Source organism: Bacillus sp. NPDC094106, assembly GCF_044764345.1.
Classification (GTDB): domain Bacteria; phylum Bacillota; class Bacilli; order Bacillales; family Bacillaceae_G; genus Bacillus_A.
This window is the reverse complement of record NZ_JBIWHY010000007.1, coordinates 221,171-236,484: the sequence shown is the minus strand read 5'-3', so window position 1 is coordinate 236,484 and position 15,314 is coordinate 221,171. Positions and strand designations below refer to the sequence as shown.

The 15,314-nt window shown below is 36.3% G+C and carries 16 protein-coding genes; 15 read left to right on the top strand and 1 reads right to left on the bottom strand.

The annotated features are described in order from the left end of the window. Positions 1-184: 184 nt before the first annotated feature. The 6 genes from mnmE to ACIQ7L_RS13250 all read left to right on the top strand — a co-directional run bounded on the left by mnmE (position 185) and on the right by ACIQ7L_RS13250 (position 7,202). Entirely contained in the window at positions 185-1,561 is a 1,377-nt protein-coding gene (mnmE, locus tag ACIQ7L_RS13275) for a tRNA uridine-5-carboxymethylaminomethyl(34) synthesis GTPase MnmE (RefSeq protein ID WP_400569730.1), read from the top strand. Between the two features lie 46 nt (positions 1,562-1,607). After that, positions 1,608-3,497 (top strand): tRNA uridine-5-carboxymethylaminomethyl(34) synthesis enzyme MnmG, encoded by a 1,890-nt coding sequence (gene mnmG / locus ACIQ7L_RS13270; RefSeq protein ID WP_400569728.1) that lies wholly within the window; start codon positions 1,608-1,610, stop codon positions 3,495-3,497. Positions 3,498-3,519: 22 nt separating this feature from the next. Then, positions 3,520-4,239 carry a 16S rRNA (guanine(527)-N(7))-methyltransferase RsmG gene (gene rsmG, locus ACIQ7L_RS13265; RefSeq protein WP_400569727.1) on the top strand — a complete coding sequence of 240 codons (720 nt, stop codon included), beginning with the start codon at positions 3,520-3,522 and terminating at the stop codon, positions 4,237-4,239. A gap of 105 nt (positions 4,240-4,344) precedes the next feature. Next, on the top strand, positions 4,345-5,217 hold the full coding sequence (gene noc, locus ACIQ7L_RS13260; RefSeq protein WP_400569725.1) for a nucleoid occlusion protein: 873 nt from the start codon (positions 4,345-4,347) through the stop codon (positions 5,215-5,217). A 379-nt stretch (positions 5,218-5,596) separates the two neighbouring features. Continuing rightward, on the top strand, positions 5,597-6,358 hold the full coding sequence (soj, locus tag ACIQ7L_RS13255) for a sporulation initiation inhibitor protein Soj (RefSeq protein WP_097894522.1): 762 nt from the start codon (positions 5,597-5,599) through the stop codon (positions 6,356-6,358). Further along, positions 6,351-7,202: a ParB/RepB/Spo0J family partition protein gene (locus ACIQ7L_RS13250; protein WP_400569723.1), complete on the top strand. Its 852-nt coding sequence runs from the start codon at positions 6,351-6,353 to the stop codon at positions 7,200-7,202. Before soj ends, ACIQ7L_RS13250 begins: the two co-directional genes overlap by 8 nt. A gap of 20 nt (positions 7,203-7,222) precedes the next feature. Here ACIQ7L_RS13250 and yyaC read toward each other — a convergent pair whose 3' ends face one another. Then, positions 7,223-7,819 carry a spore protease YyaC gene (yyaC, locus tag ACIQ7L_RS13245; RefSeq protein WP_400569721.1) on the bottom strand — a complete coding sequence of 199 codons (597 nt, stop codon included), beginning with the start codon at positions 7,817-7,819 and terminating at the stop codon, positions 7,223-7,225. 300 nt (positions 7,820-8,119) lie between these two features. Between yyaC and ACIQ7L_RS13240 the strand changes: the two genes are divergently transcribed. From ACIQ7L_RS13240 to rplI, 9 genes are all read left to right on the top strand, one after another. After that, entirely contained in the window at positions 8,120-8,977 is an 858-nt protein-coding gene (locus ACIQ7L_RS13240) for a mechanosensitive ion channel family protein (RefSeq protein WP_400569719.1), read from the top strand. Positions 8,978-8,997: 20 nt separating this feature from the next. Then, the gene (locus tag ACIQ7L_RS13235) at positions 8,998-9,195 is read left to right on the top strand and encodes a DUF951 domain-containing protein (RefSeq protein ID WP_000436053.1); all 198 of its coding nucleotides are present in this window, start codon (positions 8,998-9,000) and stop codon (positions 9,193-9,195) included. A 115-nt stretch (positions 9,196-9,310) separates the two neighbouring features. Next, a complete protein-coding gene (gene ychF / locus ACIQ7L_RS13230) occupies positions 9,311-10,411 on the top strand; it encodes a redox-regulated ATPase YchF (protein WP_400569717.1) in 1,101 nt (366 codons plus the stop codon). Positions 10,412-10,603: 192 nt separating this feature from the next. Next, complete coding sequence (gene rpsF, locus ACIQ7L_RS13225; protein ID WP_097894516.1) at positions 10,604-10,894, top strand: 30S ribosomal protein S6; 291 nt, start codon at positions 10,604-10,606, stop codon at positions 10,892-10,894. Positions 10,895-10,921: 27 nt separating this feature from the next. Beyond that, positions 10,922-11,443, top strand: coding sequence for a single-stranded DNA-binding protein (ssb, locus tag ACIQ7L_RS13220; RefSeq protein ID WP_400569714.1), 522 nt, complete (start codon positions 10,922-10,924; stop codon positions 11,441-11,443). Between the two features lie 45 nt (positions 11,444-11,488). Continuing rightward, positions 11,489-11,722 carry a 30S ribosomal protein S18 gene (gene rpsR / locus ACIQ7L_RS13215; RefSeq protein WP_000918874.1) on the top strand — a complete coding sequence of 78 codons (234 nt, stop codon included), beginning with the start codon at positions 11,489-11,491 and terminating at the stop codon, positions 11,720-11,722. Positions 11,723-11,802: 80 nt separating this feature from the next. Further along, positions 11,803-12,741, top strand: coding sequence for a YybS family protein (locus tag ACIQ7L_RS13210; RefSeq protein ID WP_400569712.1), 939 nt, complete (start codon positions 11,803-11,805; stop codon positions 12,739-12,741). Between the two features lie 154 nt (positions 12,742-12,895). Beyond that, positions 12,896-14,869, top strand: a complete 1,974-nt coding sequence (locus ACIQ7L_RS13205) for a DHH family phosphoesterase (RefSeq protein WP_400569710.1) — start codon at positions 12,896-12,898, stop codon at positions 14,867-14,869. Further along, positions 14,866-15,312 carry a 50S ribosomal protein L9 gene (gene rplI, locus ACIQ7L_RS13200; protein WP_400569708.1) on the top strand — a complete coding sequence of 149 codons (447 nt, stop codon included), beginning with the start codon at positions 14,866-14,868 and terminating at the stop codon, positions 15,310-15,312. The genes ACIQ7L_RS13205 and rplI overlap by 4 nt, the downstream gene beginning before the upstream one ends. Positions 15,313-15,314 lie beyond the last annotated feature (2 nt).

Here is a 15,314-nt window from a genome sequence, read left to right as displayed (position 1 = left end):
AATTGTGGATAACTGAAACCAATAAACTTATCCACTGTGAGTAAGTTTATTGGTTTTTATATGAGGACATAATAAAATGAGTTATTATTCTTTTGTAGACAGGTTCATTATGGTATCCTAATAGTTTAGTGAAGGAAAAAATCATGTTGAAATAGAGAGAAATAAACAAGTGAGGTGAAAGGACATGGAATTTGATACAATTGCTGCAATTTCCACAGCACTTGGGGAAGGCGCAATTGCCATTGTTCGAGTAAGTGGAGAGGATGCGATTGAAAAAGTCAATCGTATTTTTAAAGGGAAAGATTTAACGGCAGTATCTTCTCATACGATCCATTATGGGCATATTGTTGATTTAGATACGAATCAAGTTATTGAAGAAGTTATGGTGTCGATTATGAGAGCACCGAAAACATTTACGCGTGAAAATATAGTAGAAATTAATTGTCATGGCGGCCTTGTTTCAGTAAATAAAGTATTACAACTTATTTTGACACAGGGAGTACGCTTAGCGGAGCCAGGTGAATTTACAAAACGTGCATTTTTAAATGGGCGTATTGATTTATCTCAAGCCGAGGCTGTAATGGACTTAATTCGTGCAAAAACTGATCGGGCGATGAACGTAGCAATTAATCAAATGGAAGGACGGTTATCCAAATTAATTGGTCGTCTTCGTCAAGAAATTTTAGAGACATTAGCTCATGTAGAAGTAAATATAGATTATCCGGAATACGATGATGTAGAAGAAATGACACATAATATTTTAATTGAAAAGGCTACGCATGTTCGTGGTGAAATTCAAAATATATTGGAAACATCTAAGCAAGGGAAAATTTTGCGAGAAGGGATTGCGACTGCAATCATCGGAAGGCCTAATGTTGGGAAGTCTTCATTATTAAACAGCCTTGTTCAAGAGAACAAAGCAATTGTAACCGATATAGCAGGAACAACCCGTGATGTCATTGAAGAGTATGTCAATGTACGTGGTGTACCGCTTAAACTCATTGATACAGCAGGAATTCGTGAAACGGAAGATATTGTTGAGCGAATTGGTGTAGAGCGTTCGAAAGAAATGATGGGGCAGGCTGATTTAGTCTTAGTCGTAGTAAATTATAGTGAGGCACTGACAAATGAGGATGAAGAACTATTCCATGCTGTACAAGGAAAAGACTTTATTGTCATTGTAAATAAAACCGATTTACCAAAGAAAATTGATATGGAACATGTCATGCAATTAGCGGGTAAAAATCGTATCATTACAACATCCTTAATTGAGGAGCGAGGCGTAGATGAGCTAGAAAAAGCGATAGCTGATCTATTCTTTGAAGGAACAATCGAATCTGCAGATATGACATATGTTTCTAATGCAAGACATATCGGTTTATTAACACAAGCAGAAAAAACAATTGGAGATGCAATTGAAGCAATAGGGAACGGTGTTCCAATTGATATGGTTCAAATTGATTTAACAAGAACATGGGAAATACTTGGTGAAATTACTGGTGATACGGTTCATGAAAGTTTAATCGACCAGTTGTTCTCTCAATTTTGTTTAGGAAAATAACATAGAAATGTTTTAGAAAGATAGCTAACCTTAGGAGGAATAAATAATGGGATACAATGCCGGTTCTTACGACGTCATAGTAATCGGTGCAGGTCATGCAGGATGTGAAGCTGGTCTTGCAGCAGCACGAATGGGCTCAAAAACATTAATGTTAACAATTAATTTAGATATGGTAGCGTTTATGCCATGTAACCCTTCTGTTGGTGGACCAGCAAAAGGGATTGTTGTTCGTGAAATTGATGCATTAGGCGGCGAAATGGGACGTAATATTGATAAAACGCACATCCAAATGCGCATGTTGAATACAGGAAAAGGCCCAGCTGTACGTGCTCTTCGTGCACAAGCAGATAAATTTTCATATCAACATGAATTAAAGAAAACAATTGAAGAAACACCAAACTTAACATTACGCCAAGGAATGGTTGAACGTTTAATTGTTGAGGATGATGTATGTAAAGGAGTAATTACACAATCAGGTGCTGAATATACGGCAAAAACAGTTGTAATTACAACAGGTACATTTTTACGTGGTGAGATTATTATGGGAGATTTAAAATACTCAAGTGGTCCAAATAATCAGCAACCATCTATCACATTGTCTGAGCACCTAGAGGAACTTGGTTTGGATCTTGTTAGATTTAAAACAGGCACACCTCCTCGTGTGAATAGTAATACTATTGATTATAGTAAAACAGAAATTCAACCAGGTGACGAAAAACCACGTGCTTTTTCTTTTGAAACAACAAAATTCATCATGGATCAAATTCCATGCTGGTTAACATATACGAGTGAAGAAACACATCGTTTAATTGATAAAAACTTACATCGCTCTGCAATGTATTCTGGAATGATTAAAGGAACAGGGCCTCGTTATTGTCCATCAATTGAGGATAAAGTAGTGCGTTTCAATGATAAACCACGTCATCAAATTTTCTTAGAGCCAGAAGGTCGTAATACACAGGAAGTATATGTGCAAGGTTTATCAACAAGCTTACCAGAAGATGTACAACGTGAAATGCTGAAAACAATTCCTGGTCTAGAGAATGTTGAGATGATGCGTACAGGTTATGCAATTGAATATGATGCGATTGTACCAACACAGCTTTGGCCGACTCTTGAAACGAAAAAAATTAAAAATTTATATACAGCAGGACAAATTAATGGTACCTCTGGCTATGAAGAAGCTGCAGGACAAGGAATTATGGCCGGAATTAATGCAGCTTGTCGTTCTTTAGGGAAAAAAGAGGTTATTTTAGGGCGTTCTGATGCATATATTGGCGTTTTAATCGATGATCTTGTGACAAAAGGGACAAATGAGCCTTATCGTTTACTAACTTCTCGTGCAGAATATCGTTTATTATTGCGTCATGATAATGCGGACCTTCGTTTAACGGAAATTGGTCATGAAATTGGCTTAATTCCGGAAGAGCGTTATGAGCGTTTTTCTGAGAAAAAGAGACAGATCGAACAAGAAAAAGCACGTTTAGAAGGCATTATTATTAAACCACGTCCTGAAGTACAAGAATTGATTCGCACTGTTGGTGGAAGTGAATTAAAGGATGGCATACGTGCAAGTGATTTACTACGTCGTCCGGAAATGACGTATGAACATATCCGCCTTCTTTCACCAAGCGAATTAGAAATAAATGATGAAATTGCAGAACAAGTTGAAATTCAAATTAAGTATGAAGGATATATTGAAAAATCTTTACAACAAGTAGAACGCATGAAGAAAATGGAAGGCAAAAAGATTCCTGTCGATATTGATTATGATGCAATTTCTGGAATTGCTTCTGAGGCAAGACAAAAATTAAAAGATGTTCGTCCTCTTTCCATGGGGCAGGCATCCCGTATTTCCGGTGTAAATCCAGCTGATATTTCCATTTTACTTGTGTACATCGAACAAGGAAAAATCGCGCGAGTATCGAACCAATAATATAGTAAGGAGATATTGCCAGATGAACATAGAACAATTTCAATCTATGCTAGGAGAAAGAGGGGTTTCCCTTTCTCCTAGGCAATTAGAGCAATTCGAAATCTACTTTGAAACATTAGTAGAATGGAACGAGAAAATGAATTTAACAGCTATTACGGAGAAAGAAGAAGTGTATTTAAAGCACTTTTTTGACTCAGTCACTGCCGCTTTTTATTATGATTTTTCCAAACCATTCTCCGTTTGTGATGTAGGTGCAGGCGCAGGGTTTCCAAGTATTCCTTTAAAAATCTGTTTCCCACACTTGAAAGTAACAATTGTTGATTCATTGCAAAAACGCATTAACTTTTTAAATCATTTAGCCCAAAAATTAGAGTTAAGTGATGTTGCTTTTTGTCATGACCGTGCTGAAACATTTGGGAAAAAAGAAGGCGTACGTGAATCGTATGATGTTGTAATGGCGCGTGCGGTGGCTCGCCTCTCTGTACTGAGTGAATTATGTTTACCACTTGTAAAGGTAGGAGGAACATTTATCGCTATGAAAGGCGCAGCTGCCAATGAAGAGATTGAAAATGGTAAGTATGCTTTAGAGGTACTTGGCGGGGAATTAAAAGAGATGTCTACGTTCCAATTACCGTTTGAAGAAAGTGAACGTAACATTTTATTAATTGAGAAAAAGCGTAAAACACCGAAGAAATATCCGCGTAAGCCAGGGACGCCCAATAAATTACCTATTGAAAAATAAATCTTATTAGACGTAAGATTAAATTATATAAATGAAAGCGTAAATGTTTCATAGGAAACATTTTTATGTAGAACATTCAATAGGCCCAAAGGTGGTGGAATATGTATGAAAAATACGTTTTCTCGTTTGTTTGGCTTTGGATATAAAGAGAGCGAATTCGAATTACAAGACGAAAGCCATGAAGAAATAGATAAAAAGATATATGAAGAAATAAAAGAAATTCCGATAGCAAATATCATTCCCAATCGTTATCAACCGCGGACGGTTTTTGATGACGCGCGCATCGATGAACTAGCTTTAACGATTCGTACACATGGGCTTATCCAACCAATTGTTGTGAGGCAGTATGAAGAAGATAATTATGAAATTATTGCCGGGGAAAGACGTTTTCGTGCAGCAACGAAATTGGGGTGGGAAAAGGTTCCCGCAATTATAAAAAACTTAAATGATACAGAAACAGCTTCTGTTGCCTTGATTGAAAATCTACAACGTGAAGAGCTAACGGCAATTGAGGAAGCTGTCGCATATCAAAAGCTGATTGAGTTACATAATTTAACGCAAGAGGCGCTAGCACAAAGGCTTGGCAAAGGGCAATCAACAATCGCAAATAAGTTGCGATTATTAAAGTTGCCTGAAGAAATTAAAAGGGCTTTACTAGAAAAGAGCATTACCGAACGCCATGCTCGTGCACTTATTCCTTTAAAAAATGAAGAGTTACAATTAAAAGTTTTACAAGAAATTGTAGAAAAACAATTGAACGTAAAACAAACTGAAGAACGTATCGCGAAGCTTCTAGAGGAAGTAAAACCAAAGCGTAAAGCAAAACAAAAGGCAGTAAGTCGTGATATGAGAATTGCGATGAATACAATTAGGCAATCACTACAAATGGTTGCAAAAAGTGGTTTAAATGTTAACTCTGAGGAAGAAGAATTTGATGAGTACTATCAAATTACAATTAAAATTCCTAAGAAAAAGTAATATATATACATCAATGAAAAAAACGACATAAAACCTCTCTTTTTAGGTGGGAGAGAGTATTTGACCATGCATAGAAGCGGTCAGGGCCTTTTTCTGCCACATGCGAAGTAAAAACAGAAAGAGCAAACGAGTGGAGGGTACTTTTTATTCTGCACAGCAGGGATTTAGATGTCGAAAAATTAAAATGGATTTATATAGTAAAAGGGACCTCATTCTTTTGAAGAGGTCCCTTTTACTATATTTTCTTGTGGAATGAAGAAGGAGTTTAGAAATAAATTTTGAAGTTTAATAAGGACGTAAAAGAAAAAGTTTTATTTCATGTTACAATAAACATAATTATTTTTAGAATAAGATAGAAAGGTTGAAAGTAGGTGACATCATGGGAAAAATCATTGCTATTGCTAATCAAAAAGGCGGTGTTGGAAAAACAACAACATCCGTTAATTTAGGAGCTGGATTGGCACAGGTAGGGAAAAAAGTCCTTCTTGTAGACATTGATGCTCAAGGAAATGCAACGACTGGTGTGGGAATTGAAAAATCTGAATTAAATCAATGTATTTATAATGTTCTCGTAGAAGATACAGATGTTCAAGACGTTATACAGAAAACCGCAACTGAAAACTTAGATGTTCTACCCGCTACCATTCAATTGGCAGGAGCTGAAATTGAATTGGTGCCAACCATTTCCCGGGAAGTACGTTTGCAGAGGGCATTACAGCCGATTCGTAACGAATATGATTATATTATTATCGACTGCCCCCCATCTTTAGGGTTATTAACAATTAATGCATTAACCGCAGCAGATTCTGTCATTATCCCTGTTCAGTGTGAATACTATGCATTGGAAGGATTAAGCCAACTATTAAATACAGTCCGGCTTGTGCAAAAGCATTTAAATAAAAATTTAGCAATTCAAGGTGTATTGTTAACGATGTTAGATGCGCGCACGAATCTAGGGATCCAAGTTATAGATGAAGTGAAAAAATATTTCAGGGATAAAGTATATCGCTCGATTATCCCGCGTAACGTTCGTTTAAGTGAGGCACCAAGTCATGGTAAACCAATTATGCAGTATGATGCTAAATCAAGAGGGGCAGAAGTATATATAGATTTAGCAGAGGAAGTGATTGCAGGTGGCTAAAGGCCTAGGAAGAGGAATTAATGCATTTTTTCCTGATTTAGATGTGAAAGAAGAAGAAACAATTCAAGAGATTACAGTAACTGAATTAAGACCCAATCCGTACCAACCACGTAAACACTTTAATAGAGAAGCGATTCAAGAGTTGGCGGCATCTATTAAAGAACATGGTATTTTACAACCTTTAATTGCGAGAAAGAGTATTAAAGGATACGAAATTGTTGCTGGTGAAAGAAGGTATCGAGCTGCTAAGGAAGCCGGTCTTGAAAAAGTTCCGGCTGTTGTTCGACAATTAAGTGAGCAGCAAATGATGGAATTTGCTTTACTTGAAAATTTGCAACGTGAAGACTTAAATCCAATGGAAGAAGCAATGGCGTACCAAATGCTAATGAATGAGTTGAACGTAACACAAGAACAATTAGCAAAGCGTCTCGGAAAAAGTAGGCCATATATTGCGAATTATACTCGATTACTAAGCCTCCCTCCATTTGTTCAAGATATGATTGCAAGTGGAAAGTTATCTATGGCACATGGTCGAACATTACTTACGGTAAAAGATGAAGAACAATTAAAATCTTTACTGAAGCGCATTGAAAAAGAGAGTTTGAATGTTAGACAACTAGAGCAAATTGTTCAAGAAATTAACCAGCGCGTTTCACGTGAAACAAAGAAGGTGAAAATGGAAAGAAATATATTTTTTGTAGAACGTGAAACGCTATTAAGGGAAAAATTTGGCACAGGTGTAAAGATTAAAGAAACAAAAAAAGAAAAAGGTAAAATTGAAATAGAGTTCTTTAATAAAGATGATTTAAATCGTATTTTAGAGTTACTAGCAGGAAACAATTAAAAAGCAAACCATCTTTTTACTTATAGATGGTTTGCTCTTTTTAATGCTGATAATTTTTGATCTGTTTCTTTTATACTTTGAGAAATCACATCAGCCATTTTCATAACTAGACTCAATCTTGTATTCTGAAGGACAAAAAATTCCATAAAGCCATTCAAATTTACAATGCCATGTATGTGTAATTCTCCAACTGCTGGCAATTTCTTATTCATTGCTGCTCCAGGTTTGCTAGGTCCTTTTCCAATCGTTATGGAGCCGATATTTTGGGATTTTCCAAGGCAAGCGTCTATTGCGATAATAAAAGAGTCCAGAATAGAAGTTTGTATATTCTGAATTTTATCTTCGAGATTTAGTGCGTGTACTGGTTCATCGAGCGTGCCGAATACTTGGAAGTTTTGGATCTCCATCTGTTCTAATTTAGTCCCGACTAACGGTCCAAGTGCATCACCAGTTGAACGGTCTGTTCCAATGCAAATGAGAATGAGCGGGATATTTAGTTTAATGGGTATATGTGAGAGTAAGAAATTGCTGATTGTCTCGGAGGCCTCTACGTCGTGGTGCATAACATTTTGCGATTCTTTTTCAAAAAAAGGCAAGCGAAAACTCCCAATGTTCATGAAGCACCCATCCTTTTAATAAATTTTTACAACATGTTATAAAGTGTTTTTATATAAGGCTTTTATTTCATAATGAGTGAAAGAAAAATGTAACATGAAAAATTATAAGTTCATGATGTTTGCAAACTGTTTATGAGGGAGGAAATAATAGTACTAGTATATATATATTCATGTCATTTTATACCTGAATGAAGAAGAACAAATGTAAAGAAAGTCATAAAATTTTTTCAGAAATAGGGAAAACTTCTGATACAATAAAGAGTGAATAAAAAGAAATTTTAGTTGGAGAGGTACAAGTATATGGATTTATTAATACAATGGTTTGATTCGATAAATTGGGCCAATGTAGGAATGAGAACGATAAAAATAATAGTTATTTTAGTACTTGGTGTGATAGTGGTTCGTCTTGCTAGAGCGATTGTAAGAAAAGCATTCCATATGGGGAGTCGTTCGCCTATTCAAATTTCAGAGCGTCGCACAGTTACGGTAGCGAAATTGCTTGAAAATATTGTGGCGTACGTTGTTATGTTTGTTATGCTAATCGCGATTTTAGGTGTATTTGACATTAATGCATCGGGATTACTAGCTGGGGCTGGGGTAATCGGTTTAGCAGTTGGTTTTGGTGCTCAAAGTTTAGTAAAAGACGTTATTACAGGTTTATTTATTTTATTAGAGGATCAATTTTCAGTTGGTGATTATGTAAGAATCGGCCAATTCGAAGGAGCAGTTTTAGAAATTGGACTACGAACAACGAAGATGAAAAGCTGGACAGGTGAAATTCATATTTTACCAAATGGTAGTATTACGCAAGTAACAAACTTTTCCATTAGCAATAGTGTGGCATTCGTTGATGTATCGATTTCTTATGAGAGTGATATCAATCGAGCAGAGCAAGTAATTGAAAAATTATTACAAGAATTACCTGAAAAATATGAAGAAATGGTAACAATGCCGCAATTATTAGGGGTTCAAACACTTGCTGCATCTGAAGTGGTGTTGCGTGTTATCTCTGAAGTAGAACCGATGAAACATGCGGTTATTGCTAGGGCTCTTCGTAAAGAGATTAAAGCTCGTCTTGATTTACATGGTATTGAAATTCCATACCCGCGTATGGTTTTATATAATCGTGAAGAGTTGATGAGTGAAAAAGCAAATTAGTAGTGAGAGGGGTTTGGAGAGTGGAGCAAAAGCAGTATAACTTGTACGATGTTGTGGAAATGAAAAAAGCCCATCCTTGTGGTGAAAATCGTTGGAAGATTATTCGTATGGGAATGGATATCCGCATTAAGTGCGAGGGATGTGGCCATTCGGTAATGATTCCTCGAAGAGAGTTTGATCGTAAGGTAAAAAAAATACTTGTAAAGCACGAAGAATAGAGAAAAAGTAACAGCTGCCTCATGCAGCTGTTACTTTTTTGAGCTTTTAGGTAACTTGTCATTTTATTCGTTACTATCTATAATGATGGAAGATTGAGACATAGGAGTGAAAAATATGGGATTAACGGCTGGGATTGTTGGCTTACCTAACGTGGGGAAATCAACATTATTTAATGCAATTACACAAGCGGGAGCAGAATCTGCAAACTATCCATTCTGTACAATTGATCCGAACGTAGGGATTGTAGAAGTACCAGATGATCGCTTAAATAAATTAACAGAACTAGTAGAACCGAAAAAAACTGTTCCAACTGTATTTGAATTTACTGATATCGCAGGGATTGTAAAAGGTGCAAGTAAAGGTGAAGGATTAGGAAATAAATTTCTATCTCACATTCGCCAAGTAGATGCAATTTGCCAAGTTGTACGTTGTTTTGAAGATGAAAATATTACACACGTTTCAGGAAAAGTAGATCCAATTGATGATATTGAAACAATCAATTTAGAACTCATTTTAGCGGATTTAGAATCGGTTGATAAACGTATCGAACGTGTAGCGAAGTTAGCAAGACAAAAAGATAAAGAAGCAGTATATGAACACGAGATTTTAGTTCGTTTAAAAGAAGCATTTGAAGCGGGAAAACCAGCTCGTACTGTTGAGTTTACAGAAGAACAGATGAAAATTGTTAAAGGCCTTCATTTGCTTACAACGAAAGAAATGCTATATGTAGCGAACGTAAGTGAAGATGATATTATGGATCCATCTGAAAATAAATATGTGCAAATGGTAAAAGAATTTGCAGCAAATGAAAATTCACAAGTAATTGTAGTTTGTGCAAAAATCGAGTCAGAAATTGCTGAGCTAGATGAAGAGGAGAAAAAAGTATTCCTTGAAGAGCTAGGTATTGAAGAATCAGGTTTAGATCAGTTGATTCGTGCTGCATACGATTTACTAGGCTTAGCTACTTATTTCACAGCTGGTGTACAAGAAGTACGTGCATGGACGTTTAAAAAAGGCATGAAGGCGCCACAATGTGCTGGCGTTATCCATACAGACTTTGAACGTGGGTTTATTCGTGCTGAAACAGTTTCATATGATGATTTAATGGAGAATGGCTCTATGACAGCCGCTAAAGAAGCTGGAAAAGTACGTTTAGAAGGAAAAGAGTATATCGTAAAAGATGGAGATGTTATGCACTTCCGCTTTAACGTGTAAATTTATATTTCCTAGGAAAAATAGGGATATAAGCTTGGCAAACATATCATATGTTTGCCAAGTTTTTTATGTATTGGTAAGTTGATTCATTCAACTTACTATGATATAATCTAAACTCGTGAGTAATTACTATATAATTAATTGCTCCTTGCCCATTATGGGCCGTTTAGACCAAAAGGAGGTGAAAGTGTAATGAAAAAGTACGAAATCATGTACATCATCCGTCCAAACATGGAGGAAGAAGCTCAAAAAGCTTTAGTTGAGCGCTTCGCAGGCGTTTTAACTAACAATGGTGCAGAAATCATTAACACGAAAGAGTGGGGTAAGCGTCGTTTAGCTTACGAAATCAACGACTTACGTGACGGTTTCTACATGATCTTAAACGTAAATTCTAACGCAGAAGCTGTTACAGAATTCGATCGTTTAGCTAAGATCAACGAAGATATCCTTCGTCACATCGTTGTTAAAGAAGAAGAAAAATAATTAAGATATATAGGGAGAGTGGTTCGATTGATGAATCGTGTTATCCTCGTTGGTCGTTTAACTAAGGACCCTGACTTACGTTACACGCCCAATGGTGTTGCGGTAGCTACTTTCACGTTAGCTGTGAATCGCGCATTTGCGAATCAACAAGGTGAGCGTGAAGCTGACTTTATTAATTGTGTAATATGGCGTAAACAAGCAGAAAACGTGGCGAATTATTTGAAAAAAGGTAGCTTAGCGGGCGTAGATGGACGTCTTCAAACTCGTAATTACGAGGGACAAGATGGTAAACGTGTATATGTAACAGAAGTTCTTGCGGAGAGCGTACAATTTTTAGAGCCGCGTAATGGCGGTGGGGAGCAACGCGGTTCGTTCAATCAGCAACCATCAGGAGCTGGTTTCGGTAACCAAAGCTCTAACCCATTTGGTCAATCTAGTAACTCGGGTAACTCAGGTAACTCAGGTAACTCTGGATTTACAAAGAATGACGATCCATTTTCGAATGTTGGTCAACCGATTGACATTTCGGACGACGATTTACCATTCTAATGGTACGAATCGGTTATTTTTAACAAAGAATGGAGGGAAATAAACATGGCAGGACGCAAAGGTGGACGTGCGAAACGTCGTAAAGTGTGTTTCTTCACATCTAACGGCATCACTCGCATCGACTATAAAGATGTTGATTTATTGAAACGTTTCGTTTCTGAGCGTGGTAAAATTTTACCTCGTCGTGTAACAGGAACAAGCGCAAAATACCAACGCAAACTTACAGTTGCAATTAAACGTGCTCGTCAAATGGCACTTTTACCATATGTTGGTGAATAATAGCGTATGAAATGCACAGTAGAGTCCGACTCTACTGTGCATTTTGCTATGCTTTTCTTTTTGGAAAGAGAGGTTAAAAGATGAAACGTACAAGGCTTATTACAGAGGGAGCAGTATTATTAGCTGTATATGCGGTTTTACTTCTTGTATCCCTATATATTCCTATTTTAAGTATGGTTGTAACATTTGCGTTGCCATTACCGTTTTTATTGTTTATGGTAAGACACCCGTTTTCTAGTGCGTGTATGTTTTTTGTGTCTGCACTGTTTGTTACCATTATTGTGAGTTCGCCACTTAGTCTTGTAAAAACATTTATGTGCGGCATAATAGGTATTGCTTTAGGATATATGTATAAAAAGCAAAAAAGACCAGTGGAAATACTATTAGTAGGGACACTTGCATACTTGATTAGTTTTTTATTGATTTATATCGGAAGTGTCAAGTTTTTTAACATAGATTTAATGAAGCAAATGCAGGATATGTTTAAAGAAGGAATTGAACAAAGTGAGAAAATAATGACTGCTGCTGGTGCATCAATCACTGAGGAGCAAAAAGATTTATTAGGACAAATTAGTGACCTGCTTCGCATTCTCCTTCCAAGTTTACTTGTAATTGTTTCGGTAATGTATTCTTGGATTACAGTATTAATGGCGGGAAATGTTTTAAGAAGATTGAAGCATTCTGTAGTGCCATGGCCTAAATTTCGAGATATGCAATTACCAAAGAATATCGTTTGGTATTACGTTATATTTATTGTACTTTCCACATTTATGAAAGTTGAATCGGATTCATATTTACACATAGTGTTTTCTAATTTATATTTCATCTTTTCAATGCTCCTTGTATTTCAAGGTTTTGTGTTTATAGCCTTTTTGGCGCATGCAAAAGGTTATACAAAGGCACTCCCTATTATTAGCTTTATTGTATGTATGTTTATTCCTATGTTGTTCCCTCTTGTGACAATCTTAGGTATAATTGACTTAGGTTTTTCATTGCGTTCTAAAATACAATCAAAATAAGTAATAGCGAGGAGACGTTATAGCAGCTTATTTCATACTATGTGGACCTGTAGTGAACGTTTAACGTGAAGGCGTTTAATCTGTTCAACTAACCAACAGCTACAAGTGGATTATCTGCTAGCTGTGTTAGTTTTACTTTATAGGAGTTGGATCCATGCCTGAATTTTATAAGAGACAGCGTTTTTTATACCCTGTTTATGTATTGGCATTTTTTATGTTTGTGCTTATTACCATTCTTGGTTACTTTCACTGGCTAGTGGGGATGGCCACCTTTTTTATTTTTTGCATTGTACTGTTCTTTGTAATTCGTTTTGAACTTGCCTTTCAGAGGAATTTCGAAAAGTATACAACAGATATGATTACAAGGGTAAAGAAAGTAAGTAATGAAGCATTTAATCAAATGCCAATTGGTATTTTGTTATACAATAAGGATTATGGAATTGATTGGGCAAATCCTTATTTGTCTTCTTGTTTAGGACAGCATTCTTTAGCAGGATGGCATCTGTATGATGTATCAGAAACATTACTTCTTTTTATAAAAGGAGAAACTTCTGATGATATCGTATCTTTAAATAATCGCAAGTTCCGTGTGTTCGTAAGAAAAGAAGAAAAGTTAATTTATTTCTTTGATGTAACAGAGCAAACGGAAATCGAAAAGATGTATGAGGATCAGCGTACGGTTCTAGCGGTCATTTACTTGGATAACTACGATGAGGTTACACAAGGGCTAGATGATCAATTGCGTACGAATATAACAAGCCTTGTTACTTCACGTTTAAACGAATGGGCCATTAAATATGGTGCATATTTAAAACGTGCCTCTTCAGAGAGATTCTTTGTTGTGTTAAATGAAAGCATTTTGGCACAAATGGAGAAAGGAAAATTCGATATTTTAGATCAAGTACGCGAAGAAACGTCAAAACGAAATATTCCACTTACATTAAGTATTGGCGTTGGATCTGGTGATTTATCTTTATCAGAACTTGGAGCTATGGCTCAATCAGGTTTAGATCTCGCATTAGGAAGAGGTGGGGACCAAGTAGCTATTAAACAGGCGACTGGTAAGGTAAAGTTTTATGGCGGTAAGACGAATCCTGTTGAAAAACGTACACGCGTACGGGCACGAGTTATCTCTCATGCATTAAAAGATTTGGTATTGGAAAGTAGCAATGTTATTATAATGGGGCATAAAGCTCCAGATATGGATGCGATTGGTGCTGCAATTGGTATTTTAAAGGTAGCACAATTAAATGAACGTGAAGGATATATTGTATTAGACGAGAACGATTCTGATAAGGGGATTAAACGCCTAATGAATAAGGTGAAGCAAAGTGAAGATCTATGGTCTCGCTTTATTACACCGCAGCAGGCTATGGAATTTGCAACAGATGATTCATTACTTGTTGTTGTTGATACACATAAGCCCTCAATGGTGATGGAGGAAAAACTGCTGCATAAGATTGAAAATGTAATTGTGATTGACCATCATCGGCGTGGCGAAGAATTCATTGAAGATCCACTTCTTGTCTATATGGAGCCATATGCTTCTTCGACAGCAGAGCTTGTAACGGAGCTTCTTGAATATCAACCAAAGCGTTTAAAAATGACGATGCTGGAAGCGACAGCACTACTTGCAGGAATTATAGTAGATACAAAAAGTTTTACATTCCGGACAGGTGCTCGTACATTTGATGCAGCTTCTTATCTACGTTCGCACGGAGCGGATACAGTTCTTGTGCAAGAATTGTTAAAAGAAGATATGCAGCAGTATTTAAGAATTGCAAAAACAATTCAAAATGCTTACATTTATAAAAATGGAATTGCGATTGCCAAAGTAGATGGTGATGAATATTACAATCAAGTGTTAATTGCGCAATCAGCTGATACGTTGTTGACGATGACAGGGATAATTGCATCTTTTGTCATTGCAAAACGTGGGGAAAGCTTCATTGGAATTAGCGGACGTTCTTTAGGTGAAGTGAATGTGCAGCTAATTATGGAAAATCTAGGTGGCGGCGGACATTTAACAAATGCAGCTACACAGATGAAAAATATTACGGTAGATGAAGCTGAAGATAAACTTCAATTTGTTATTGATGACTATTTACAGGGAGGCACACAATCATGAAGGTAATTTTTCTAAAAGACGTAAAAGGTAAAGGGAAAAAAGGAGAAATAAAAAACGTACCAGATGGTTATGCAAATAACTTCTTGTTAAAACAAGGGTTAGCTGCAGAAGCAACTAATAGTAGTATGAAAACATTAGAGGCACAAAAACGTAAAGAAGAAAAAGATGCAGCAGCAGAACTTGAAAATGCAAAAAAATTAAAAGAAACTTTAGAGAAATTAACTGTAGAATTAAAAGCGAAATCTGGTGAAGGCGGTCGTTTATTTGGCTCTATCACAAGTAAACAAATTGTAGATGTAATGCAAAAAGCACATAATATTAAGCTTGATAAACGTAAATTTGAAATGGACGATGCAATTCGGGCATTAGGATATACAAATGTAACTGTAAAGTTGCATCCGCAAGTAGCAGCAACAGTAAAAGTTCATGTTCGTGAACAATAAAA